Source organism: Rhodococcus sp. 14-2483-1-2, from assembly GCF_002259405.1.
Lineage (GTDB): Bacteria > Actinomycetota > Actinomycetes > Mycobacteriales > Mycobacteriaceae > Rhodococcoides.
Map to the genome: position 1 here is coordinate 36,522 of NZ_NPFW01000003.1, position 25,081 is coordinate 61,602.

Sequence of the window (25,081 nt, forward strand, 5' to 3'; positions counted from 1 at the left end):
AATTCTCTTTCCACGGAGGTACCCCCATGTCCGAAATATGGTTTCTCACCGGTAGCCAAAGCCTCTACGGCCCCGAGACCCTCGAGCAGGTAGCAGTTCAGTCTCGCGAGATCGCGGATAAACTCGATGCGGCACTGCCCGTCTCGGTGGTCTGGAAGCCGGTGCTGCTCGACGCGTCGTCGATCCTGCGCTGCATGCGCGAGGCGAACGCCGCCGACGAATGCGTGGGCGTCGTGACCTGGATGCACACCTTCTCCCCCGCCAAGATGTGGATTGCCGGACTCGACGCGTTGGACGTTCCGCTGCTGCACCTGCACACGCAAGCCGGAATGTCGTTGCCGTGGTCGACGATCGACATGGAGTTCATGAACCTGAACCAGGCCGCCCACGGCGACCGCGAGTTCGGGCACGTCGAATCTCGGGTGGGTGTTCTGCGCACGATCGTGGCAGGCCACGTCGACAATCCCGCGGTGATCGAGCGTGCGGAGCAGTGGGTGCGAGCAGCTCTCGGTCGCGCGGAGCTGAGGTCGTTGTGCCTGGCTCGTTTCGGCGACAACATGCGCGACGTCGCAGTGACGGAGGGCGACAAGGTCGAAGCGCAGTTGCGATTCGGGGTGTCCGTCAACACCTACGGAGTCAACGATCTGGTCGAGGTCGTGGACGGTGTGAGCGATTCGGCCGTGTCGGACCTCGTCGACGAATACCGGTCGCTGTACGACATCGCACCGAGCCTCGACAAGGGCGGTGACCGCCACGACTCGCTTCGGTACGGTGCCCGCGTCGAAGCCGGACTGCGGCAGTTCCTCACCGAGGGTGGATTCAAGGCCTTCACCACCAACTTCGAGGATCTCGGTGGGCTTCGCCAATTGCCCGGACTCGCGGTGCAGCGCCTGATGGCCGACGGCTACGGCTTCGGCGGTGAGGGCGACTGGAAGACCTCGATGCTGTTGCGCGCCATGAAGGTGATGGCCGAGGGCCTCGACGGTGGAACGTCGTTCATGGAGGACTACACCTACAACCTCGTCCCGGGGGCGGAGAAGATCCTCGGCGCACACATGCTCGAGGTGTGCCCCTCGATCACCACCTCCCGGCCCACCCTGGAGATCCATCCACTGTCCATCGGCGGCCGCGAAGACCCCGTCCGCCTGCGCTTCACCGCCGATCCAGGCCACGGCGTTGTGGTCGGACTCTCGGACGTCGGTGAACGATTCCGGTTGACGGCCAACGTGATCGACGTCGTCGAGCCCGACGAGGCTCTCCCGAAGCTGCCGGTCGCCTGCGCCGTATGGGAACCGCAGCCCTCACTCGCGGTGTCAGCGGAATCCTGGCTGACGGCCGGGGCACCCCACCACACAGTGCTGAGTACCGCGATCGGTTTGCCTGTGCTGGAGGCATTCTCGGACATGATCGGGGTCGAGTTGCTCACCATCGATTCCGCAACCACGACACGAGGATTCCAACAGACACTGCGCTGGAACGCGGCATACCACCGACTCGCGGCCAGACTGTAGCGCCTGACACCAGTCAGACGATTCCGCCGGCGACTCGGTCGAACCGTCGCGGTTCGACGTCGGTGTTGACCAGGTAGACCGGCCGTCCGTTCGTCACGGTCTCGACTGCATTACGTGCGGTCTTGGTGCGGATCTCGACCTCGGATTCTTCGGAATACCACGCGCAGTGAGGCGAGAGAACCGTGTTCTCGAACAGGGCGAATTCGTGGTTCACCGGAAGCGGCTCCTGTGCGAACACGTCGAGTCCTGCACCGGCGATCGACCCCGTGCGCAGAGCGACGGCCAACGCGTCTTCGTCCAAAATGCCTCCACGAGAGGTATTCACCAAGAAGGCAGTGGACTTCATCGAGGCCAACTCGGTGGCTCCGATGAGCCCGCGGGTGGAGTCGGTCAGTGGGGCGTGAACGGAGACCACATCCGACAGCCGCATCAATTCGGCCAGATCCACCGGTCGAACCCCCAATTCTTCCGCCCGCTGAGCCGTCAAGTACGGATCGTAAGCAATGGGTTCCATACCGAAGGCCCGCATCTTGAAGGCGAGCCGCTGGGGAATGTTGCCGAACCCGACCAAACCCAGGAGTCCACCGCGCAACCTGTGCAGTGGTGCCGCGGCCTGATAGTTCCACTCCCCCGATCGAAGAGCCCGGTCGTACTTAACCAAGCCCCGCGACAGTGACAGAATCATGGCCGCAGCGTGATCGGACACATCGTCGAGCGACCCGTCGGGCACGTTTGCGACCATGATTCCGGCTGCTGTCGCCGACGCCACGTCGATGGTGTTCACTCCGATTCCGTATCGGCAGATCACTCGACAGTTTCTCAGACGCGTGATGAACTCCTGATCGATTGTCACGTACTGGTTGATGACAGCGTCGGCGTCCTCGCACGCAGCTATCAGATCTTCTCGAGACGCGAACGGGCCGGCGACGAGTTCGATGTCGTGACCTTCGAGCACACCCAACTCTGGTTTCAGGTCGGGGAATTCGTAGTCGGTAATGACGATCTTCGGCATGGTCTGACTCCTCGGTGTGGTCGAAACGATTCAGAGAGCGCCGAATTCGTTGTCGAGCTTCTGGTGATACGGCAGCCCGACGATGTCGGAATACTCCGCGTAGGTGATTGCGTCGTTGCCGGCGGTGATCACGCCGGTCTCGTGCAGGTCGAGCAACGACTTTCGCATCGCTGTCGCTGCCGAGAAGAGGGCAGTCAGGGCATAGAAGACAACCGAGAACCCCCGCTCCTCGAGATCCGACGCCGACAGAGTTGCGGCCTCGGTGCCGTCCACCAGAGAGACCACCTTCGGTCCGGCGAGATTCTCGGCCACGTAATCGACGTCGTACCGCGTCTTCACCCCATCCACGAAGACCAGGTCAGCACCGGCATCTCGGTATCGTTTCGCCCTGGCGATCGCGTCCTCGTGGCCCGTGGCTGCCAGCGCGTCTGTCCGCGCTATCACCAGGAGTGATCCGCCCTTGCGGGCCGCGACAGCCGCTTCGATACGCCGAGCACTTTCTTCCATCGGCATGAGACGAATGCCAGCCATTTGACCACACCGCTTAGGCGCAATCTGGTCTTCGAGGTGGATGGCGGCGACACCTGCTTGGATGTATTCCTGAACGGTCCGGTCGATGTTGGACGGGCCTCCGTAGCCGGTATCGGCGTCGGCAATGACTGGGATAGACGTGCTGCGCACCATGTTTCGCGCATGCTCGGTCATCTCGGTCTGCGTGAGCAGGCCGATGTCCGGCATCCCGAGCCGGGATGCTGTCGCACCGAACCCAGTCATGTAGACCGCCGGAAAACCCGCGCTCTCGACCAGTCGCGCCGAAAACGAGTCGAATGCGCCCGGGGCGCGGACGATCGGGGCACCGGGTGAGATCAGAGTTCCTAGTGTGTCGGCTGCATGCACGAATGTGCTCCTGATGTGGTCGGTGGTGGACGGTCGAGAACCGCGAGAGGGGGACCGCCGCGTGAGCTGCATTCCCGGTTTCTAGGACACTAGATTGACGTCAATTGGAATGCAAGTCTTGCATGCCGACAGGTGGTCGACCTGACGTACATGCCGGTACAGTCGAGGCGGCAGGCAGCGAAATCGGGAGAGTTCATGGCACGTGCAGTGCGATCACAGGCTCCATCACTGGCATCGTCGGTGGCCGACACCCTCAGAGCGTCCATAATCGATGGCAAGTTCGAGCTGGGAGAGGCGCTGTCCGAGGACGCCGTGGCCGAAGCGCTGGGCGTCAGCCGGACTCCGGTCCGGGAAGCGATGAGGCTGTTACAACTCCAGGGCCTGGTGACGGTGGTGCCGAAATCGGGAACGTATGTATTCCAACCGACCGAGGACGAAATCGCCGAGCTGTGCGAGTTTCGCGCGACACTCGAAGTTCGCGCCGCTTCCCTATCCTTCGAGCGCAACCGCGCCGCTACCCTCGTCGACCTTCGCGCCGCCATCGAGGACATGGATGAAGCCCGCCCCTCACGGGACTCACAGCGGTACGGGAAAGCCGATACATGCTTTCACGAGGCCTTCTTCGATAACTGCGGAAATCGATACCTGCAGAACGCATATCGCATGAACCTCACACGAGTTGCTGCGCTCCGCACCCATCTCACGTTTCTCTCCCCCACCGAACCCGAGCGGTCGTTCTCCGAGCATGAACACATGGCCAGAATTTTCGACTCGGGTAATGCCGGCGATCTCGAACCACTACTCGAAGTGCACATCATGCGAACCCGCGAGATGTACCTGGTCGCTCTAGCGCAGCGCACCCACGCGCACTCGGGTTCTCGCGCGGACCGCATGAGACACAAACTTCAGGCGCTGTAGAAGAGACGCTTGCGGGCTGAGGTGCTCCGTGTCACACTCATCTAGTATCCCAGTTGCGGGATCCATGTTGTGGAGTGGAGAGCCTCCACGCCTCATGAAGCCTGAACGCACGGCGTTCCTTCACGAATAGGACCCCAGACCCACATGACCGAAACATCGTTCACTCCCGAACAGGAACGGCAGGCACGCAAGGCCGCGTTCGGCAGTTTTGCGGGTGCCGTCATCGATTGGTACGACTTCATCCTCTACGGACTGATCGCTGCGCTCGTGTTCAACACCGCCTTCTTCCCCGACGTGAGCCCGGCGATCGGCACCCTTGCCGCATTCGCCACGTTCGGCGTCGGCTTCTTCTTCCGTCCGCTGGGCGGCATTGTCTTCGGTCACTTCGGGGATCGACTGGGACGCAAAAGGATGCTCGTGATCACCATGCTGGTCATGGGACTGGCATCGACCGGAATAGGCCTACTCCCTACATTCGACTCCATTGGATGGTGGGCCCCGGCCATGCTCGTCGTGCTCCGAGCAATTCAAGGATTCGCGGTCGGCGGTGAGTGGGGCGGGGCGGCATTGATGGCGGTCGAGAGCGCGCCCCCGAAAAAGAAGGCGTTCTACAGCAGCGGCGTACAGGTTGGGTACTCGGTGGGATTATTGATCGCAACGGGTTCTGTAGCCATTCTCAGTGCAACACTGAGCGACGAGGACTTCAACCAGTGGGGCTGGCGAATTCCCTTCATTGCCAGCATCATACTCGTTGCGATAGGCCTGTGGATCCGGTCCAGCGTCAACGAGACAGCGGAGTTCACCGAGAAGGTGGTGAATTCGGATGTCCAGAAGCAGAGAAAGATTCCGCTTCTCGAGGCCCTCAAAGCACACCCGACCGCATTCCTCAAGATCATCGGACTGCGCTTCGCCGAACTGTTCATCGGCTACATCGTCACCGCTTTCGCACTGAGCTACGCCACCAACCACACCGAGATCAGCCGCGGCTTCATGCTGGACATCATCCTTGTGGTCGGTGCGCTTGGAATCGTCACGATTCCGACGTTCGCATACCTGTCGGATCGGTACGGGCGCAAGAGGATCTACGTATTCGGCTCTGTGGTCGGTGCAGTCTGTGCGGCTCCGTTCTTCATGGCAATGGACAACGACTCTCTGGTCGGTACGGCGATACTCGCCGTAGTCCTGTTCAATATCGGCCACGACTCGGTCGTCAGCGCTCAGCAGCCACTGTTCACCGAGATGTTCGGTGCCGAATACCGCTACAGCGGTGCCGGAGTCGGCTACCAGGTTGCCAGCGCCATTGCCGGGGGCCTCACTCCGTTCATTGCCGCCCTTCTCGTCGGCATCAACGATGGCGGCTGGTACCTGGTGGCGGCCTACCTCGGAATCGGTTGCGCAGTCTCGGCCGTCATCGCAGCCTCCATCTCTCATGGCGACGCCGACTCATCGACCGCAGCGCTCGATGAGTTCGAATCAGAGCGGCCCGGTACCGACGCCCAGGGTCTCCACGACGATGCTATCGGCTCCAGGTCCGTCTGATTATCGAAAAGCGACGAGGAATCGGAGTCGGGGTCGGCTGGTCGAGCGTCGAGCCGGCTGACCCCGACTCATGACCACCTACGTTCGGGATTCGGAGCATCCGGCCGTGCGCTGCCACCGTCCTCACTCCGAAGATAGTGCAACACAGGATGATCGATCACCCGTGCCGTCGTCGGTATTCCTGTTCGGCTCCGGGGTGCAGTGGGATGCTGCCGGTCATGACGAGCGACCGCGCGTCGAGAAATTGGCTGCCGATCGCCTGACCGGGAACCAAGCCGGAGGACTGATCGAGAAGCACACTCACCAGCGCGGCGACAACGCGGTCCGGAACCTCCGGATGCGCCAGGAGAAGATTCGGAATCCCGACGGTGGTCACCTCCGGATGTTCGCCGTACACGTTCGCCGGTACCAGCACGGCCTCGTACGCGGTACCGAATTCGCGTCTGAGATCAGCGACGACGGTGCCCAGATCGAGTAGACGAATCGCGGCTCGAGGCTGGGCAAACGCCGGAGTCGGCAACCCGCCCGCCCACATCACGGCATCGACTTCGTTGGCAGTCAGGGCATCTGCCGCCGAGCTCATCGACAGCTGAACCTGTCCTACGGCACCTGCTTCCGCCACACCCGCTGCGCGGAGAACTCGCTGAGATACTTCGGTGGCACCGGATCCCGGGGCACCGATGCTGACGTTTCGCCCTCGCAGATCGTCCATGGACTCGATGGCCGAGTCCGCGCGCACGGCCACTTGAAAGTAGTTTTCGTAGACGCACCCGACCGCCGCCAGATCTCCGCTCGGGTGACTGTAGGCGGCGTCCATGAGCGTCAGGGCCAGCTCGGCCTGCCGAGAAACCAACGCCTCGAGGTTGTCGACGGAGCCGGCCGACGTGAGCGGAACGATCTGCGCTGCATCGGTTTTCGCGGTAGCGTCGGACAGCAATCCGGCGAACTCCCAGAAGAAGCCACCGACCTCGCCTGCCGCGAGGCGCAGCTGCATCGGCGGGTCCGAGGCGCAGGCACCCACGACGGCAGTGCTCAGGGCCAACAGACCGGCCTGCAACGCCGTTCTACGCGAGAACGACGCTGCGGGATCGGCCATGTCAGTCACTGTAAGGCGTCGCAGGTCACTGGAACGCTCGACCCTGCTCTCGGTCGAGCACGGTCTCGGACTTGTTGCGCAGTACGAAGATGTACACCAGCAGCGAGATGGCGATCACGACCGTCACGTAGAAGATGAACCAACCCACGTGCCCGCCGTTCTTCGCGGCTTGATAGATCAGTGGTGCTGTACCGCCGAAGGCCGAGTTGGCGAGTGCGTATCCCAAGCCGACACCGAGTGCGCGCACGTGCGACGGGAACAGCTCCGCTTTGACGATCGCATTGATCGAGGTATAGCCGGTGAGGATGACGTAACCGACGCACACCAGTGCGAGCGATTGCACCACCGACGTCGCCGTCGGCAGGTACGTGATGAGCACGTAGGTGTACAGCACGCCTCCGATACCGAAGAAGACGAGCAGCGGCTTGCGGCCCACCTTGTCGCTGATCATTCCGCCGATGGGCTGCAGCAGCATGAGGAAGACCAGGCCGGCGAGGTTGATCCAGGTACCGGTCATCCCCCGGTCCTCGTACGCGGTCTTGACCATCGAGGGTGCGTTGACGCTGTAGGTGTAGAACGCAATGGTGCCACCGGCCGTCACCATGAAGCAGATCAGCAACGCCCGCCAGTGGTTGGCGACCAGCTCCTTCAAGGAACCGGAGGATTTGTCCGCACCGCTGCGAACGGCGTCGAGTTGATCCTTGGTCAAGGATTCGTCCATGCTGCGGCGCAGCCAGAAGACCACCACTGCCGCGACTCCGCCGATGAAGAAGGCTATGCGCCAACCGAAGTCCTCGATCTGTTCGCGCTCGAGGAACACCTGCATCAGCAGCAGAGTCACCTGTGCGAGCACATGCCCACCGACGAGGGTGACGTATTGGAACGACGAGAAGAATCCCCGGCGCTCGCGCGTGGCGGCCTCGGACATGTACGTCGCCGACGCACCGTACTCACCACCGGTGGCGAAGCCCTGAACCAGCCGGCACAGGATCAGGATCACGGCGGCCCATACGCCGATGCTCTCCCGTCCGGGAGTGAGCGCGATGACCAGCGAGCACGCCGCCATCATCGAGACGCTGAACGTCAGTGCAGCCCTGCGCCCGTTGCGGTCCGCGTAGCGGCCGAAGAACCACGACCCGACCGGTCGCATCAAGAACGTGACCGCAAAGATCCCGTACACGTAGATGGTGGAGTTCTTGTCGGCCGAGTCGAAGAACTGATTCTCGAAATACGTCGCGAAGACGGTGTAGACGTACACGTCGTACCACTCGACCAGATTTCCGGACGACCCCCGCAATGTGTTGAAGACGGCACGGCGGGTGGCAGCACGAGAGGAAACGGGTGGACTCGGGAGCGTCGAACCGGTGATCGAGGTGGCCTCGTTGGCCATGGTTTGGTCCTTCCACATTCAGCGGGCAATTGGGCTGCCGGTCAACGATCGGCAACCGAAGCCTCCCTACTGTGACGGCAAGCACAGCCCCGAACCAAGCCGTTTCGGATTTCCTAACACTCCCTTAGGAAACGGCCTTCGGGAGCCGCAGTTCGATCCGTAGTCCCACTGGCCGACGCGCCATGACTCGAAGGGATCCGCCTGCTCGCTCGGTCAGGGCGTGGACGATCGACAGACCGAGACCGGTACCGTCGCCGTGCGCACTCGACGCTCGATAGAACCGATCGACGACCTTGGCGAGTTCGGCTTCGGGCACACCGGGTCCGTTGTCGGACAACCACATCGTGATGTCCGCGTCACTGGTTCGGTAGCCGATCTCGATGCCGGAGCCGGACCCGGCGTACTTGGTTGCATTGCTCAGCAGAGCGTCGAGGATTCGAGTCAGGTCGTCCTCGGACATCGCAACTCGACCATCCGTCTCGGCATTCGGCTCCGAGACGTGGACAGTCGTTCCGGCGACCGCTATCGTGCTCGACCAGAATTCGACGCGATCTGCGACAACCGCACCGAGATCACACCCCGAAGATCGAGTGCTCGTCGGTGTTTCGGCAGCCGCGAGAACGAGCAGGTCTTCCACCACGGAGCTCAGGCGATCGACCTCGAGGGTGGTCCGTTGGTGCGCATCGGTTGCCGAATCCGGCACCCGCATTCCCAGCACGTCCATCCGAATTCGCAATGCTGCCAGTGGGTTCCGGAGAGCGTGGGCGGTGTCGGCCACCAATCGACGTTGCGCAGCGGTGGCGGCCTCGACGTCGTCGGCCATGGCCTCGAAGGCACAGGACAACTCACGCACCTCCGGTGGCCCGACGTACGGCACCGGCTCGAGGCGTTGCGATCCTTCGATAGACACCTGATCGTGGAACTTGTCGCCGAACGAATGGACTCGGGAGGACAATGCACCGAGCGGACGAACGACCCAGCGCGACAACGCAACAGCAATGGCCGCCACCGTCGCGAGAATCAGCATCGCACCGACAGCGATGACCACCCAGGCAAGTGCGACGTCCCTGCGCGCAGAATCGGTGGAGGCCTCGAGGACCACCGCGCCGTCCACTTGTGTTCCCCCACCGACCGGGGCGGCAATCAACACCGACGAATCCGACCACGGCGTCAGACTCGACGGTAGGTCGCCGCGCTGATTGCGCAACGCTCCTGCCACCGCCTGCTGAACGTCGGCACTCTGCAAGTCCATGCCGGACACCGCCCGCGCCTCTCCGGTGCGATCGACGACGGCGACGCCCTCGTCGTACAGACTGTTGTAGCGCTGCACCGATTCTCGGATACGTGCTACGCCGGATTCGTCTTCTCGCGAGCTCAGCTCTGCGAAGAACGATGCTGCAGCAGCCCGATTCTCGCCGAACCGTTGGGCCCGTTCGCGGCCGACCAACAGTGCGAGAGGAACCGACAGAGCAAGCACGACGACGGTGGAGTAGATCATCAACACCAACAGGACACGCCGCCGCACGTCAGGTATCCCAGCGGTAGCCGAAGCCGCGGATGGTGACGATGGCACCCGGGCGAGCGAGCTTGGAACGCAACGCCGTCATGTGGACGTCGAGCGTTCGTGAAATCGCGACATAGGCGTCACCCCAGATCGCGTCCATCAACTGTTCCCGGCTCACTGCTTCGCCGCGTCGCGTCACGAGATGGGCCAGCAGGTCGAACTCTTTGGTCGTCAGCGCAACAGCGCGTCCGCCGACTTCGACGGCACGACCGGACAGATCGACGACGACGTCACCGAGTGTCAGCCTGTCCGCCGCGGGTTCGGTGGCCGCGCTTCGTCGATGCGCGGCCACCTCGAGTCGCGCGTGCAATTCCCCCAATCGGGCCGGCTTGACGACGTAGTCGTCTGCGCCGCCGCGCAGGGCCCGTACCACCGAGCGCTCGTCGTCCCGTGCAGTCAATACCACCACCGGGACCGAACTGAGGGTTCGTAGTTTGCGAAGAACATCGAGGCCGTCCATGTCCGGTAGTCCGAGATCCAGTAGTACAACGTCCATCTCGTGATAGCCGAGCAGAAGGTCGGCACCTCGACGCATGCGGACAGGCGCGTGTCCCACCTCGGTCAACGCGTCGACCAACGCATCACCGACCCCGTCGTCATCCTCCACCACAGCTATACGCATCGACCTCAAGATAGGCCATCGTCGGGGTTGGACGAGTGCTGTCGGCTACGGGTCGGCATGCGCGCGCGGACGTGACTGTTCAGGATCGGGTGTGATGCGCGGGATGCCGCCGGTGAGCGACGGTAGTGAACGCTCAGGTGCGGCCCGTGGGCGCACCCAGTTCGTCAGGCAGGGGCGCTCGCGCGAAGACCGGGTGCAAGAGCGATATCGATGACCTGCTCGCGCGTCAACACGCCCCTGGCATTCACATCGATACGGGTTCCGTCGGTCGCGCGCGCAATGACGCGACTCGCGTCTTTGCTGTCCTGAATGTCGAGCACTGTTCCGTCGGCCTGCGTCGAGCGCTCGTCGACGACGCCCGCGAAGCACGGACCAGCGGGCTGATCGGACAACCCGACGGTGACTGTCAGTGTGCCGGTCCTATCGCCGGCGGTGATGGTTCCGAACGCGTCGGCGTAGCCGTCGACCACACCGAGCCACGTGCGCCTGTCGATTTCATACAGTCCTTGCCATCTCGGGGTGTAGTTCTGCGCGCAGCGGGGCACACCCACATTGTCCAACCTTCGGCGACCCCTCGCCCCGACTTTGTGGAGACTTCATGACGATGCCGACCGATGCAAGCGATGCAGTCCCGTCCCACGGCAGCAACGACGGCCCGCGCGAACACACGGCCGAAACCGACGCGATCGAGGGCGCGCACGTGGACGACGAGAATGTGCCCCACCCTCCCGAGAACGGAACCGAGCAGAGCTGATCCACGGGTCGACGGCGTGATCGGTTCATCGTCACGAACCCGTCCGCCGAGCAATGTCGCCGGTCGGCCCAGTCGTCGCCCCGGCGCTGGGCGACCGTCGATTTCGAGGTCGTACCCCCCCGGCCCGGATCGAGTGCCTCACCCATCGATCGCTGGGGCTCACAGATCCAATCCTGCAGCCGACGCGAGCTCGACGAGTGAATCCACGTCGATTCCGTCTCCAAAGCTGAACTGCACGAGCGTGTTCGACGGCCGGAGCACACTCAACCACTCGCTCGACTGACCACCTCGCGGGCTCTCGTCGGAGCGACGGGTCACAACGGTGCCGTCGGGCAGAGTCGATCGGTTCACACCAGAACTGTCCTGCGCGTCGGTGTTTCGCCACCCAGTGGTGTCCCCGGTCGATATCTCGATACTCAATTCCGTGGATCCGGTCGGTGTCGATACGTTCACTGTGGTGCACGCACTTCCACTTCCGAACGACCCGAGCACCAGATCGCCGATGGGCCGGTCGGATTGCGTATCAGGAAAGACGACTGCCCACTGGTCGGCCAGTGACGCGCCGATGCGTTCGACCGTGTCCTCGGACAGCGGGAGCGTCGGATACTCTCGGTACGAACCACAGTCACGAGGCGGTGGCGGTGTTCCGTCGGGAACCCCTGCGGTGACGCGCAATTCGGGGTTCGCGACGATGCCGCGAAGCTCGTCCACCTCCAGCGGGAGCATCACGTCGCTACCGTCGTTCGACGTTCTCGCGTGTACGAGAGTGTCCGCGAAATACGCGACCGCAGTGCGGCGACGCGTCGCCCCTCCGTTGAAGTCCGACACCGCATCCAACGTGTCGACAACAGTGCCGTCGGGCAGGGTCGTTCGTTCGTCGACCCGCTCTTCGACGCACGGCGGAATTTCCCCGTCCCACTCTTCGACCGAAACTCCGAGGGGCGCCAGCACATCTCCGCGACCGACGACGCCGGAGGCCGTACTGTCACCGCTGATGTCCTCGACCGTGACGCCCTCCGCAATCTCGACGCCCTCGGGATAGATCTGCATCGGTTGGAACACCAAAGAATTCGACGGCGGAGCGAACTCCAATTCCACATCGGCGGGCAAGGATTCGATCAACGCAGTCGACATTGCCGACGCCTTCGTTGCCGTCAGCCACGGATAGTCGGGGTTGTCGTACCGACCCCCGTAAGAACCGATCGAGAAAGAAAAGCCTTCCTCGGCGGGAAGAACGAAGTCGCAGCCGGGTATGGGCCCGACGGAGGGCCGCTGATCTTCGAGGACTCCGGCAACCACGGTTCCGACGGACACGATCGCTACGACCACCGCGACGTCCATCCACACCCCACCGCGTCGCATATCGGTTCGCATTCGCAGAGCCTAGCTTTCGACTCGGGACGTCTCGGCCATCCGAGTCACCAGCACCGAATCCCTTTCCTTGCGCGCCTGCGAGCGTTGGTGCAAGGTGGCTGGCGTGAGCAATGAACCCGGCTCGAACCCAGCACCGCTGCGCTTTCTGGGCGTACCTGTCAACGAGATTCCGGCCATGGTGCCCTTGCGACTCGTACTCGCACACACCGACACCATCGCGGTCTGGCTCACCGGCGCACACATTTACAGCCGTTGCGTGACGTTGTCGGTCGATGCGGCAGTCCCGACCACGGATCGCTTCCTCGGTATGTACGGCTTCGGAAAGCCCGAGTCCGGCCGTACCCCGCCCATGCTGATCGGCTTCGAGGATGCGCAGGGCACTGTATCCACCAATCTCCCCGGCCGACCCACAGGCCTGCAGGCGAACGGCGGGAACGGAAGCGGCATTCACGGGCGGATCGGTCTCGTACTCACTGCCTTGCCTGCCCCAGGCCCGATGAACGTCCACTTCGCATGGCCGTACTTCGGAATCGACGAGACCCGGTTCACCATCGACGCAGACGAGTTCCTTTCCGCCGCAGACCAGGTGACCGCCCTGTGGGACGAGCCGGATCCGGAGACAGCAGCGCAGATCGACATGGACAATCGCGAGACTCCCGAGATCGAGATTCCTGAAGGCGGTTGGTTCGCCGCTGCTGCCGCACGGCAGAAGCCACCACCGCGCGACCCCAACGCACCGAGGCGAATCAACTTCGCACACATCGACGACCGACGACACTGAGTTCTCGACGCAATTCCCGTATCGTCCTGTTCGTGACTCGACCCTGGACCGTCAGAATGTCTGTTGTCTTCGCCGCGCTCGCAACAGTTCTCGTCGGCGCACCGGGTGTGGCATCAGCACACCACCAGGAGTTCACGCCGTTCCCGTACAACCTTTCCTTGGGCAGAGAACTGTCACTGCCGTGCGCGGGTGAGGTGGGCGGCGACGTGTACGCGCCTCACGACCGACCGGGTATCGCGGTGATCACGTTGACCTGGAGAACGTTCTTCACCGACGGATGCCCCCTCACCGTGTTCGTGAACATGAACAATTTCGACGCCCCATGGGTCGACCCGTACAGCGGTGCCAAGCCGACCGGCGGCACGTGGATGGTCCACCTGAACTCCGCCGCCGTCGGTACGGTTCCGCCCGAAGGTAGGGAGTGGAGCAAGCAACTCGCCATCGACATCGGTTCCGGTAGAGCGGGACTGACGGTGACCACGGACTCTCCACTCAACACCACCCTGCTCGACCCCGCCGGTAATACCGTGCGCTTCACCGTGGCCTGACATCGCTGGGTCTCATTCGCTCCGGGTGCAGGTTGTTCCGGGAACACCCGAATTCGTGGCAGACGCGCCCGAGTGCGGAGAACAGGGACAATCCGGTCACCTGAGCAGTCGAGTAGCGGCGCGGACCGCTCGAACGCCGATCCCTACGTTCGGCGCAATGGAATGATGCTGCGCACCCGCTCGTCCCGTAGGTACAGCGCACCCCACGCTGCGATGCCCACGTAGATCGCGAAGAACACGGTGCTCAGCAGAGGCTTATCGACACGCCAGTTGGTGAGCACGGCCCCACCGAGATAGCCGGTGAGCACGATGGCACCCAGGATCGACGTCGCGGGAACGGCGTAGAGAACCACGATGACCAGCATGACGATGCCGGTGATCGGAGCCATCTCGTCCCGCAGGCCGAGGTCGACCGATGCGTCCTCCACCACCTGCAGATTCAGAATGTGGCCGATCGCGTCGAACAGTAGGAAGACGATCACGAGGAGCTGTAGAACGAGGCCGATCCGCGGAGCGATCTTCCTCGGCGTGCTGGTGTGAGTGGTGGTCATGGTTGTCTCCTCGATAGCGGTCGATGCCACCTCTTGGACCCGGTACAACCGAGAAAGTCACCGGCGCGCCCCAGTCAGTAAGGTCTAAGCATGACTGTGCGAGCAGGTGTGGTGGTCACGGGAACCGAGGTTCTGGCCGGTCGGGTCACCGACCGGAACGGCCCATGGGTGGCTCAGCGACTTCTCGAGATGGGGGTCGACGTTGCCCACATCACCGTCTGCGGTGATCGGCCGGACGATCTGGCTGCGCAGGTTCGGTTTCTGGCCGATCAACGCGTCGACTTGATCGTCACCACCGGAGGTTTGGGTCCGACCGCCGACGACCTCACCGTTCCGACCGTCGCCGCGTTGTACGGCCGCGAATTGACGCTGGACGCCGAGCTCGAAGATCGCATCCACGCGATCGTGCAACGGTGGCGAAGCCGCATGAGTTCTGCAGCCGACTCCGAGCCGCTACGGGCCGGTATCCGCAAGCAGGCGATGGTTCCCCAAGGTGCGCAGTCCATTCCACCGACCGGAACTGCACCCGGGGTCGCGATACCAGCCGACGAGTCCAGGTCCCTGCCCGCCGTCCTCATCCTGCCGGGACCACCACGCGAACTGCAGGCGATGTGGCCGGAAGCGCTCGACAGCACACCCGTCGCCGAGGTTCTCGCCCGCCGCACACAGATGCGTCAGGACACCATTCGCGGCTATCGACTGTCCGAAGCCGATCTCGCCGCGACGTTGCGGACGGCCGAAAGCGAGATCACGAGATTCGGCGAACTCGAGATCACCACCTGCCTGAGTCGGGGCGAGCTCGAGATGGTGACCCGCTACGCCGAATCAGCGAGAACCGCATACACGGAACTCGAACATCTCATCGACAAAATCCATGGTGCACAGGTCTTCTCCACCGACGGCTCCACCATCGACGACATCGTCGCGAACCGCTTGTCCGGGCATCGAATCGCGACGGCAGAATCGTGCACCGGAGGGATGATCGCCGCACGCCTGACCGACCGCGCAGGATCGTCGGCGTACGTCATCGGCGCGGTGGTGTCTTACGCCAACGAGGCGAAGACCGGTCTGCTCGACGTCCCAGCCGAGGTCATCGATCGGCACGGAGCCGTCAGCGAGCCGGTGGCGGCGCTGATGGCCGAAGGCGTACTGAAGCGGCTCAGCGTCGACATCGCGGTATCGACCAGTGGCGTTGCCGGACCGGGCGGTGGCACCGAGACCAAACCGGTCGGGACCGTCTGCTTCGGTATCGCCGTCACGGGCCGACCTACCATCACTCACACGCTTCATATCCCTGGCGACAGGGCAAGCGTGCGTTCGCTGTCGACCACGGCGGCCATGCATATGCTCGCGGACGCGTTGGGTGAGGGCCCCGAATAGGCCTGCCGCCACTCGTCCGATCTGCGCTGTGTTCGGCCGAACAACGGAGTCGTGGTCCGCACCTCGAATCGCCACGGGTCTGCCTCCACATGGGGATCCACCGTCATCGTTCGACCAGGACCGACGAGCGGTGCCACTGACACACTCGAAGCGCGATCTGAATATCGAGTGTGTCGTCGGGACTGTCGAGACTGCGTCCACATTCACCCAAGGCCTGCTCCACACGGTACTGAATAGTGTTGCGGTGCACCGATAGTCTCGATGCTGCGGCCGAGAAACTCCGGCCGTTCATCAGGAACACGCGTAATGTCTCGCGCAATCGCTCCGCCTTCTCGGTCGACAGGGCAAGATCGCCGAGTACATCGACGACGAATTCGCGCAACCGGGCACGATCGTCGGACATGAGTGCGGTGGAAGCGATCTGCGAATAAGCGATCACAGGTTGCAGAGACCTGGCCTCGGCAGATGCAACTCGCATTACTTCGCGCGCTTGTTCCCATGTACGTCGAAACCCAGCTCTACCCGAGGCCGGATTGCCGAATGTCAGGCGCACGTTGCTCTTCGCAGCCACGACCTCCCTCGCGACCGCGGCAACATCGAGAACGAACCCATGCGCCACGGGATACCACACCCACATCTCGCCATCTCCGGTCGATACGGTCAGTGGCGGCGCAGCGCTTCCAAGGTGCGAGGCCAACAGGTCACGAGCGTCCTCTGCCACACCCGCGGATGCTCGATCGCCGCCTGTCGAGACGTGCACGTCGGTGGACGCAGAGCCTGCGTCTTCGACTGTGATGCAAACAGCCAGATGGCGACCGTTCACCCGGTAGTCGAGTGCCCGCTCGGCCGTCCCAGTATTGACAACGCTGTCGTCCATCAACCGTGATACCCAACCCCACACGACACCGTTCCGACTACCCCGCCAACGCTCCCGTTCCTCCACATATGCAGCCTCGACCTGCGCACACACCTTCTCGATGTATTCGGCAACGTGCGTCACCATCTCGACGATGGCGACGCTGCCGTTCGGGTGCTCCAGATTCGTCACTCCGGCCATCGCGGTCTGCACGAATCGGGAATGCCCGATCCGGTACGCACGAAGTAGCGCCGAAAGCTCGATCCCCGCTCTCGCCACAGCCCGTGCATGGTCGATCGCGACCACAGGCACCCGAAGCTCCGGCTCGTCGACGTCGCTGACCAGAAAGTTCACGGCGGCCTTCACATTGGCGTCGATACAGACTTCGAGAAGCGTGCTCAGGCCGGGGCCATCGTCGAGCTCTGCGATCTCGGACCGCACGAGAGTGACGAGTTCGTCGATCAGATCGCCGTCGAGAATATTCACGGCAATCTGCGGCATCACGCCCCGGATTTGTGAATCCATCCGCATCCTTGTCCTCGTCGCCCCGGCTGTCCGGCCAGGGCACACGCCACGATCGCGCAAACGCTCCCGCGATCGGATTTTCGTGCGCAGTGCACAAAGCCTGGCCGAGAAATCATAGCCGAAGCCTATGGCCGAACCCACATCGCGGCAATAGTGTGATCACCATAGACCGAGAAACGAACAGAGCCAGGCAGGTACACCCGCAGCATCTCGGCCTGAAGGCCCGGTCCGGTTCGACGGCATCCAACGTGCGAGTTCGCGACGGTAACCCGCTCCGAGACAAGGTACAGAGAGTGCCTGTCCTACAACAGAATTCGAAGGATCAGGAGCTTCCCCATGCCCAATGGCACCCAGCATTCGATTTCCCGGCCTCTGTCGACTCGGGTCCTTCCCGATCCAGGCGAGCCGACGCCTCGCCTTGCGCGGCCCACCTTGGTGGTATTTTTCACCGCCCTGGCGGCATTCGGCATCGGGACGTGGGTTGCGTGGGCAGATGTCGCTCCGACATGGGTCACCATCACGGTCAACACTGTCGCCTGCTTCGCGATGTTCACCGTCGTCCACGACGCCAGCCACCACTCGATCAGCCGAAATCGATTCGTCAACAGCGTGTTGGGGCGGGTGTCGATGCTCTTCGTATCCTCGGCAATCTCCTTCGTCTCCTTCTGCTACATACACATCGAGCACCATCGGTACGCCAACGAAGAGGACAACGACCCGGATACCTTTGCCACGCATGGAGCCTGGTGGCAGCTACCTGCGCGGTGGGCACTACTCGACGTGGCGTACGTCCCGTTCTACCTCCGGCGGCTTCGCACTCGACCGGTGTCCGAAGTGACCGAAACGATGGCCCTGTTCGTGTCGACCGTGGCAGGCCTCGCATGGGCCGTCGCGAGTGGCAACATCTGGATGGTCGCCACCGTCTACTTCATTCCGCAGAGAATCTCGATTCTGTTCCTCGGTTGGTGGTTCGACTGGCTCCCGCACCACGGTCTGGAAGCCACGCAGCGCGAAAATCGTTATCGCGCAACGCGCATCCGCGTCGGGATGGAATGGCTGCTCACCCCCGCGATGTTCTCTCAGAACTATCACCTGGTTCATCACCTGCATCCTTCCGTTCCGTTCTACCGCTACATCGCCACATGGCGTCGGAACGAAGACCAGTATCTGAATCGCGACGTCGCAATCGGGACCTACTACGGAGTCCGGCTGACCACCGACGAGTTCAGGAACCGCCGTGGGCTACCGCGGAGCACGGACGCAGAACCGCGACCCGACTTCCACCGCATCCCCGTCGCCGTAGTCGAAAACGTCACGATCGACAGCGTGGCAATTACTTTCGACATACCGCCTGAGCTACAAGAGAACTTTCGCTACTTCCCGGGTCAGCACGTGCCGGTGCAAGCGACCATCGACGGGCGTCGAGTACGACGGAATTACTCCATCTGCACCACAGACGGAGAATCGCGGATGCAGATCGCGGTCAAGGAGATACCGGGCGGCGCGTTCTCGACGTATGCCAATCACAGTCTGAGACCCGGCGACATTCTCGAATTGGCCTCTCCTACCGGACAGTTCGGGTATCGAGCCGATTCCACGACGACACAGCGATACGTTGCGTTCGCGGCGGGCAGTGGAATCACGCCGATCATGTCCGTCATCGCCGATACCCTCGGCACGGAGCAGGACAGCCGCTTCACCCTCATCTATGGCAACAGGACTGTCGATTCGACGATGTTCCGAGCAGAAATCGATTCTTTGCAGTTGCGCTACGACGGTCGACTCGAGGTAGTTCACGTTCTGTCACGCGAAGCGGTAGTCAGCGACGGCGCGCTCTCCGGCCGCATCGATGCTCCCAAACTCGACACCTGGCTGGAAGGAGCACTTGCCCCGGGAACGGTCGATCGATGGTTCGTTTGTGGGCCGATAGCACTGGTGAAGACCATCTGCGACACCCTCGCCCGCTACGGCGTCGACTCCGAGCATGTGAATTCGGAGGTATTTCACGCTCCGGCGAACGTAGTCGAAGCACAGTCGAACGAGTTTCGGTCGGCGTCGGTGCAGTTCCGACTTCGCGGCTCCGAATACAGCGCCGAATTGTCGCCGGGAGAAACGCTACTGGACGTAGCACTCGCCCAACGCAGTGATACTCCGTACGCCTGCATGGGCGGTGCCTGCGGCACCTGTAAAGCAAAGGTATCGAGCGGAACAGTATCGATGGATTGCAACTACGCACTCCGCCGGTCCGAAGTCGACGCCGGCTATGTCCTAGCGTGTCAAGCGCACCCCACCAGCGCCGAAGTGCGGATCGATTTCGACGGCTAGGTGTTGCGGGTCACGAGGTAGCGGACTGTGGTTCAGACGATGGTTGACCACCCTTGCACTGTGCTCGGGGTGCGATGCCACCCTGAAGACATGCATCGGCCGATCTCGGAGTACGTCGAGGAGTGGCGTGTACCGTTCGTCGTCGTACACCCCGAACGGTTGGAGTGGACCATCGCACTCCTGGAGACCGGGGACTGCCGTGTCGACTCGAGCCGCGTAGTCGAGCCGCGTAGTCGATCCGACTGCACCGCGTCACCGGACTTGTCAGGCTCCCGACCACGAGCGCACAATTGGCCACCATGGCATTGATCTCGAAGGGCTTCGTGGGCCGCCGACGCGGCGACGACGGGCGTACTCCCCCCGGTCAGTATCTGACCAAGGATTTTCCTGTCCTCGCGATCGGGCCCGCACCCGTCGTCGCGACCGACAAATGGTCGTTCTCGGTCGCCACCGAACGCGGCGAAACCCGCAGCTGGACCTGGGACGAATTCGCGGCTCTTCCGCACGAGACTCCGACCGTCGACATCCACTGCGTCACCAAGTGGTCGAAGCTCGACACCACCTGGAAGGGCGTGAGCCTGGACGTTCTGCTGGACGGTCTCGATACCGATGCCGGCTACGTCGTGGTGCACGGCTTCGACGGCTACACCACCAATCTCCCCCTCGAAGACCTCAGGGATGGGAAGGCCTGGCTGGTCACCGAGTTCGACGGCGCTCCCCTGACTCGCGAACACGGAGGTCCTGCACGGCTTCTCGTTCCACATCTGTATTTCTGGAAGTCGGCGAAGTGGATCTCGAACATCGAGCTCACCGTGGAGAACGAGCAAGGCTTCTGGGAACGCGGTGGGTACCACGACTACGGAGATCCATGGCGCGAGCAGCGGTACCAGGGCGACTGACGTGACATCGGCAGCCGGGGCGAAACCCTGGCTCGTTGCCACGGCGGCGATCGTGCGGCGTGAGACACCCACCGCATCCACCCTCGTTCTCGACGTCGACGGATGGCCGGGCCATCTCGCCGGACAGCATGTGGACGTCAAGCTCACCGCCGAGGACGGCTACAGCGCGCAGCGAAGCTACTCCTTGGCGTCGGCACCCGACGGCACGTCGCGCATCGAGATCACGGTGCAGAACGTCGCCGACGGTGAGGTGTCTCCCTACCTGGTCGAGGCCGTCGAGGTCGGCGATCGCATCGAGATCCGCGGACCGGTGGGTCGATGGTTCGTCTGGCGGCCGTCCCAGCCCTCCGAGACTCCGTCTCCGCCGATCCTGTTGGTGGGTGGCGGTTCCGGAATCGTCCCGCTCCGCGCGATGGTGCGCGCCCAGGCGTCCGCAACCGGCGGACGGGTGCCGTTCCGGGTGCTGTACTCGGTACGCGAACCCGCGGAGGTCTATTTCGCCGACGAGTGGGCTCGCCCTCCGGCCGGCGTGGACGTCACCATGATCCACACGCGGCGTGCCCCTGCCGGCAATGCACGGCCACTCGGCCGCATCACGATCGAGGACCTCGACGCCCACGGATGGCCGGCGGAGTTCGAGCCGCGGTGCTACATCTGCGGCCCCACGAGCTTCGTCGACACTGTGGCCGACATGCTGGTGGAGCGGGGGCACTCGGCAGCGAACATCCGAACGGAGCGTTTCGGACCGAGCTGAGGTGCGGTGAATCAGACGATGCCGCGGAGGAATTCGATCTTGAGGCGGCTGTATTCGTCGGTCCACTCCGAATTCACCGACATGAACGAATGGTCCAGTCTTGCCTCGTTCTGGCTGTACAGGTTCAGGCGATTGGCGACGCCCACTCTGTCCAGTCCGGCGCTCAGTTCGGCTGCCTGGTCGGGGAAGGTACCGGTGTTGCCGTCGGAGATGAAACTGGGCGGAAAGTCGGCTGTGATGTTGTCGATGACGTTCGCCTGCGCCAGCACTGCTGCGTCGGTCGTGTCGAGGTAATTTCGGGCGGCGATGTCGAAGAAGAAACCGTTCGACGGGCTCGGTGATTGCGGTGCGCCCGCTCTACCGACATCGAGGGCAGCACTCTCGAACACGATCGCCTTCAAGGCACTTCGGTCCATGGTGGGTTCCATACCCAGTGCTCGCGCGTAGTCGGAATTGGTCTGCACGGTGGCGTAGTTGCCCACGATGTGGCCACCCGCGCTGGTTCCGGCGAGCACGACGCGACTCATGTCGAGTCCGTACCCGTCGGCGTTCGCTTCCAGAAACTGCATGGCCTGGCCCAGTTGGATTGTCTGCGTGGGGAATCGGTAGCTCGGCGCGAACGCGTAGTTCACCGACACCACGTTGTAGCCGGCGTCGAGCATGGGGCCGGCCCACGATGCACCGCCGGAATCTGCGCTGGGAGCACCATCCGTTTTGTCACCGACGATCCAGCCACCGCCATGAACAGTGACGTACGTGGGCCGGCCGACCGATGGATCGTCGTCGGCAATATAGATGTCGAGAAACGAATTCGGAAGCGTCGAGCCGTATTCGACGTCGTTGGTGAGTCGTGCACCGTCTACGACCGTCGTCGCTGTCTGCGCGTCGGGCTCGAAGGAATTGCTCTGCCCCAACGCATGCAGCGATCGGACCAGCGGTGCCGGATCGGCCGCCATGCCGACGACCGCGGCGGAGCCCACCAATGCAATCGTTGCGGCGACGCCGGCCGGGAGGGCGGTGGCAACCCTACGAGTGGAGGCCGCCGAACGGCCCGCCCACGCCGACGCGAGCAGATAGAAACCGAGCGCAACGGCCGCGGTCAAGGCTATGACCCACAGGGTGTGAAATCCCGTCACCAGCCATGCCACCTGGGTCACGACGGTGACCGACCCGAGCGACGTTCCTACGGCTACGTGCTTTCTGGCATCGGAAGCGACGAGACAGACTGCCACGACTGCCGCGGCGATTATCCACAACCCCACAGCGAGCTGCTGACGGATGAGGAGGAACTCGAGCCACGCGAGTACCACGCCGACACCGCCGGTGACCGCGAGCGCAGTCGTCCTCGCTCTCGTACGGCGCACTGCTCCGGCCTCGATGCCGTCCGGCACGGTCTTCTCCTTTGTTGTTCTCGAGTGCGTGACTACGCAGACGCGTGGCGTTGCCGGTGCAGTTCGCGAACGGTGTCGCCGAACTCGGCCACCGGCCCGTCCACCACGATGCCCGGGACGATCCGTTCGATGGGCAATGGCATGATTGCGAGTGGCGCAGCACCGAATTCTTGGAGCCACGTGAGCAATTGAGCCGTCGACGTGGCATAGACGATGCGGCCGAGTCCTACTATCCCGTGGCTCGCGGAGCACATCACGCAGTGTTCGCCGGAGGTGTAGACCGTGGAGGATCGGCGCTGATCGGCGTCCAGGTTGGTCGCAGCCCACCGAGACAGTGCGATCTCGGGGTGCCGAGTGGGATCGTTCAGGTCACCGACCCTGTTCCTGTCCTCGGCCAACAGCTCGCCGCTGTCCGACACCAGAACCGAGCCGAACGGATCGTTGCCCGTGCGCGCCGCCTCTGCCGCCAGATCCACAGCACGGGCCAGGAATGCACGGTCGCTCGAAGAGATGCTCACAAGGCACCGGTGCCGAGGATCGAAGTTTTCACGCCTCGACCGTACCGTCTCGAAACACACCGCCTGCTGGACCGTCGGATACGGCACCGCGGCTGGATACGGTCGGCGGGCGAGCTTCCGACGGTGTCGGGCGGTGTCCCACGGTGACGCAGCACCTCGTCGGACACGGATCATCCGTCCATATTTTCGCTCGTACAGTGTGGAGAAAACCCATGCCGCCCAGTATTGGCTTCCCATACTGTCGGCACCATGACCATCGATCGAGTACCGGTATCCGGCGGAGACATCGTCGTCGAAACACACCCCGGGACCAGTGAGCCCGTCCTCGTGGTGCACGGGGTCTCCAGCCAGCGCATGCTGTGGAGCTGGCTGCACGCGGAGTCGCCGCACCTGACCCTCATCGCACCGGATCTCCGCGGCCGAGGTGACAGTGTGGACGTCACGGGACCGTCATCGCTGACCCAGCACGCAGACGATCTGGACGCCGTCCTAAATGCATTGGGACTCGACTCCGTGCACGTGTGCGGAATGTCCATGGGCGGGTTCGTGGCGGTCGAGTTCGCAGCCCGGTATCCGGTCAGAGTGAAGAGCCTCGTTCTCGTCGACGGTGGCGTTCCGGTGGCACCGCCCGCCGGTCTCACCCGGGAGACCGTTGCGGCTGTGTTCGCGGACAAGATCGCTCGAACTCAGCAGCAGTGGAACAACATCGAGGATTACATCGAGTTCTTGGTGTCGACATCGCTGCCGCTGCTCGACCCCACCGACCCGCTGCTACGGACGTACGCCGAACACGATCTGGCCGACGGATCGATTCGCCTGTCGTCCGCTGCGGTCGTCGCCGACGCCACCGACGTGTTCTTCGGCGCTTCGCGGTTCGGAGAGTTGACGATGCCGATTCGATTCCTGCACGCGCAGTGGAGTGTTGGTGCAGATTCCGCGCCGATGTACTCGCCGCAGGACATCGACGCACTCGACCCGACGTCCATCACCCCGATGCCGGGACTCGATCATGCCGGGACGATCATGACTGCGGTCGGTGCCGCTGCAGTGGGAGCAACGATCGACGAGGCACTGCGCGGCGAATGACCACCCGATTCGTTACGAAAGGCGAAGTGTCGCATTGAGCGGCCACTCTTTCACGCTCGCCTAGGTTCGATCCCGAGCCAGAATTCGTTCGAGGTAGTCGAGGTCCTCCCGAAGCATCGAGATGGCCCGTTCGGGCCCCTCGGGTACGACGGGCTTGCCGCTGTCCTGAGCAACGGTGCGCAATGCCATGTCGGCGAGTTGGACGGCCACGCTCCGATCGGCGTCGGGATCACCGCTCTGATGCCACCAGGCAACCCAATTGAGCATGCCGATGATGCCGAGTGCCGCAGTACGCGGGTCGACCGGCCTGAACTCCCCTGCCTTGACGCCGCTTTCGACGACCGTCACGAACTCCTTGAGCACGTGCCGACGGCTCTGCTGGTAGGTCCGCGAAATCTCCTCGGGGAGATCGGCTTCCGACCTGATGATGAGCTTGAAACGGTCGGCGGTCGCAGCCTGGTTCAGAGCGATCGCGGTGGCCATCTTCCGAAGCTTCTCGGTGGGACCGAGATCGGATCGCTCGTTGATCTGGTGCAGAACTGCGGCCGGCGTCTCGGTGCTCTCACTGATCAGACGCGACAGCAACTCGTCCTTGTTCGCGACGTAATGATAGAGCGCCGGCCGGGTGAGGCCCGTTGCGTCGGCGATGTCCTGGAGGGTCGTACTGGCAAAGCCCTTCTCCGCGAACAACCGCGTGGCCTGGTCGAGAATCTGCTTCTCGACCAGCTCCCGGCGCGGATTCCGCGCCGCTGCCCGCTGTGAGTCCTCGCGTGTCATGACCGAAGAATAA

24 protein-coding genes are annotated in these 25,081 nt (G+C 63.1%); 11 read left to right on the forward strand and 13 right to left on the reverse strand.

Annotated elements, in window-relative coordinates; genetic code table 11:
* The first annotated feature begins 26 nt into the window (after window positions 1-26).
* Window positions 27-1,511, forward strand: a complete 1,485-nt coding sequence (gene araA, locus CH295_RS02090) for an L-arabinose isomerase (RefSeq protein WP_094739634.1) — start codon at window positions 27-29, stop codon at window positions 1,509-1,511.
* A 13-nt stretch (window positions 1,512-1,524) separates the two neighbouring features.
* Here araA and CH295_RS02095 read toward each other — a convergent pair whose 3' ends face one another.
* Together CH295_RS02095 and CH295_RS02100 are read right to left on the reverse strand one after the other, a co-directional pair.
* Window positions 1,525-2,523: a C-terminal binding protein gene (locus CH295_RS02095; protein ID WP_094633345.1), complete on the reverse strand. Its 999-nt coding sequence runs from the start codon at window positions 2,521-2,523 to the stop codon at window positions 1,525-1,527.
* Between the two features lie 30 nt (window positions 2,524-2,553).
* Window positions 2,554-3,420 carry an isocitrate lyase/PEP mutase family protein gene (locus CH295_RS02100; protein ID WP_094633344.1) on the reverse strand — a complete coding sequence of 289 codons (867 nt, stop codon included), beginning with the start codon at window positions 3,418-3,420 and terminating at the stop codon, window positions 2,554-2,556.
* A 195-nt stretch (window positions 3,421-3,615) separates the two neighbouring features.
* Here CH295_RS02100 and CH295_RS02105 point away from each other — a divergent pair, with 195 nt between their 5' ends.
* Together CH295_RS02105 and shiA are read left to right on the forward strand one after the other, a co-directional pair.
* Entirely contained in the window at window positions 3,616-4,338 is a 723-nt protein-coding gene (locus CH295_RS02105; RefSeq protein ID WP_094739705.1) for a GntR family transcriptional regulator, read from the forward strand.
* Between the two features lie 144 nt (window positions 4,339-4,482).
* Window positions 4,483-5,877: a shikimate transporter gene (shiA, locus tag CH295_RS02110; RefSeq protein WP_094633343.1), complete on the forward strand. Its 1,395-nt coding sequence runs from the start codon at window positions 4,483-4,485 to the stop codon at window positions 5,875-5,877.
* Between the two features lie 157 nt (window positions 5,878-6,034).
* Here the strand turns inward: shiA and CH295_RS02115 are convergent, their stop codons facing one another.
* The 5 genes from CH295_RS02115 to CH295_RS02135 form a co-directional block, all read right to left on the reverse strand.
* The gene (locus tag CH295_RS02115) at window positions 6,035-6,973 is read right to left on the reverse strand and encodes a TAXI family TRAP transporter solute-binding subunit (RefSeq protein ID WP_094739706.1); all 939 of its coding nucleotides are present in this window, start codon (window positions 6,971-6,973) and stop codon (window positions 6,035-6,037) included.
* Window positions 6,974-6,998: 25 nt separating this feature from the next.
* On the reverse strand, window positions 6,999-8,363 hold the full coding sequence (locus CH295_RS02120) for an MFS transporter (protein WP_094739707.1): 1,365 nt from the start codon (window positions 8,361-8,363) through the stop codon (window positions 6,999-7,001).
* Between the two features lie 124 nt (window positions 8,364-8,487).
* Window positions 8,488-9,888, reverse strand: a complete 1,401-nt coding sequence (locus tag CH295_RS02125; RefSeq protein WP_252341872.1) for a sensor histidine kinase — start codon at window positions 9,886-9,888, stop codon at window positions 8,488-8,490.
* Between the two features lies 1 nt (window position 9,889).
* The gene (locus tag CH295_RS02130; RefSeq protein ID WP_094739635.1) at window positions 9,890-10,549 is read right to left on the reverse strand and encodes a response regulator transcription factor; all 660 of its coding nucleotides are present in this window, start codon (window positions 10,547-10,549) and stop codon (window positions 9,890-9,892) included.
* Between the two features lie 164 nt (window positions 10,550-10,713).
* Window positions 10,714-11,100 carry a hypothetical protein gene (locus CH295_RS02135; RefSeq protein ID WP_141216928.1) on the reverse strand — a complete coding sequence of 129 codons (387 nt, stop codon included), beginning with the start codon at window positions 11,098-11,100 and terminating at the stop codon, window positions 10,714-10,716.
* 47 nt (window positions 11,101-11,147) lie between these two features.
* Between CH295_RS02135 and CH295_RS27655 the strand changes: the two genes are divergently transcribed.
* A complete protein-coding gene (locus tag CH295_RS27655) occupies window positions 11,148-11,303 on the forward strand; it encodes a hypothetical protein (RefSeq protein WP_170945711.1) in 156 nt (51 codons plus the stop codon).
* Between the two features lie 159 nt (window positions 11,304-11,462).
* Here the strand turns inward: CH295_RS27655 and CH295_RS02140 are convergent, their stop codons facing one another.
* Window positions 11,463-12,677, reverse strand: coding sequence for a hypothetical protein (locus CH295_RS02140; protein WP_094739637.1), 1,215 nt, complete (start codon window positions 12,675-12,677; stop codon window positions 11,463-11,465).
* A 103-nt stretch (window positions 12,678-12,780) separates the two neighbouring features.
* Between CH295_RS02140 and CH295_RS02145 the strand changes: the two genes are divergently transcribed.
* On the forward strand, window positions 12,781-13,458 hold the full coding sequence (locus CH295_RS02145; RefSeq protein WP_094739638.1) for a hypothetical protein: 678 nt from the start codon (window positions 12,781-12,783) through the stop codon (window positions 13,456-13,458).
* A 32-nt stretch (window positions 13,459-13,490) separates the two neighbouring features.
* Entirely contained in the window at window positions 13,491-14,006 is a 516-nt protein-coding gene (locus CH295_RS02150) for a hypothetical protein (protein ID WP_141216929.1), read from the forward strand.
* Window positions 14,007-14,149: 143 nt separating this feature from the next.
* Here CH295_RS02150 and CH295_RS02155 read toward each other — a convergent pair whose 3' ends face one another.
* Window positions 14,150-14,557, reverse strand: a complete 408-nt coding sequence (locus tag CH295_RS02155; RefSeq protein WP_094739640.1) for a DoxX family protein — start codon at window positions 14,555-14,557, stop codon at window positions 14,150-14,152.
* Window positions 14,558-14,647: 90 nt separating this feature from the next.
* Here CH295_RS02155 and CH295_RS02160 point away from each other — a divergent pair, with 90 nt between their 5' ends.
* Window positions 14,648-15,937, forward strand: a complete 1,290-nt coding sequence (locus CH295_RS02160; protein WP_094739641.1) for a competence/damage-inducible protein A — start codon at window positions 14,648-14,650, stop codon at window positions 15,935-15,937.
* A gap of 103 nt (window positions 15,938-16,040) precedes the next feature.
* On the opposite strand, the gene CH295_RS02165 is transcribed toward CH295_RS02160, so the two are convergent.
* Window positions 16,041-17,318, reverse strand: coding sequence for a PucR family transcriptional regulator (locus CH295_RS02165; protein ID WP_170945712.1), 1,278 nt, complete (start codon window positions 17,316-17,318; stop codon window positions 16,041-16,043).
* A 336-nt stretch (window positions 17,319-17,654) separates the two neighbouring features.
* On the opposite strand from CH295_RS02165, the gene CH295_RS02170 reads away from it, so the two are divergent.
* The 3 genes from CH295_RS02170 to CH295_RS02180 all read left to right on the forward strand — a co-directional run bounded on the left by CH295_RS02170 (window position 17,655) and on the right by CH295_RS02180 (window position 21,296).
* Window positions 17,655-19,643, forward strand: coding sequence for a fatty acid desaturase (locus CH295_RS02170; RefSeq protein WP_094739643.1), 1,989 nt, complete (start codon window positions 17,655-17,657; stop codon window positions 19,641-19,643).
* A gap of 299 nt (window positions 19,644-19,942) precedes the next feature.
* Complete coding sequence (locus CH295_RS02175; RefSeq protein WP_094739644.1) at window positions 19,943-20,542, forward strand: sulfite oxidase-like oxidoreductase; 600 nt, start codon at window positions 19,943-19,945, stop codon at window positions 20,540-20,542.
* Window position 20,543: 1 nt separating this feature from the next.
* On the forward strand, window positions 20,544-21,296 hold the full coding sequence (locus tag CH295_RS02180) for a ferredoxin reductase (protein WP_094739645.1): 753 nt from the start codon (window positions 20,544-20,546) through the stop codon (window positions 21,294-21,296).
* Between the two features lie 11 nt (window positions 21,297-21,307).
* Here the strand turns inward: CH295_RS02180 and CH295_RS02185 are convergent, their stop codons facing one another.
* Both CH295_RS02185 and CH295_RS02190 read right to left on the reverse strand, forming a co-directional pair.
* Window positions 21,308-22,687, reverse strand: coding sequence for an alpha/beta hydrolase (locus CH295_RS02185; RefSeq protein WP_094739646.1), 1,380 nt, complete (start codon window positions 22,685-22,687; stop codon window positions 21,308-21,310).
* A 32-nt stretch (window positions 22,688-22,719) separates the two neighbouring features.
* Window positions 22,720-23,205: a nucleoside deaminase gene (locus tag CH295_RS02190; RefSeq protein WP_094633330.1), complete on the reverse strand. Its 486-nt coding sequence runs from the start codon at window positions 23,203-23,205 to the stop codon at window positions 22,720-22,722.
* Window positions 23,206-23,454: 249 nt separating this feature from the next.
* Here CH295_RS02190 and CH295_RS02195 point away from each other — a divergent pair, with 249 nt between their 5' ends.
* Complete coding sequence (locus CH295_RS02195; RefSeq protein ID WP_094739647.1) at window positions 23,455-24,291, forward strand: alpha/beta fold hydrolase; 837 nt, start codon at window positions 23,455-23,457, stop codon at window positions 24,289-24,291.
* Window positions 24,292-24,351: 60 nt separating this feature from the next.
* Here CH295_RS02195 and CH295_RS02200 read toward each other — a convergent pair whose 3' ends face one another.
* Window positions 24,352-25,068: a TetR/AcrR family transcriptional regulator gene (locus CH295_RS02200; RefSeq protein WP_094739709.1), complete on the reverse strand. Its 717-nt coding sequence runs from the start codon at window positions 25,066-25,068 to the stop codon at window positions 24,352-24,354.
* Between the last annotated feature and the right edge of the window lie 13 nt (window positions 25,069-25,081).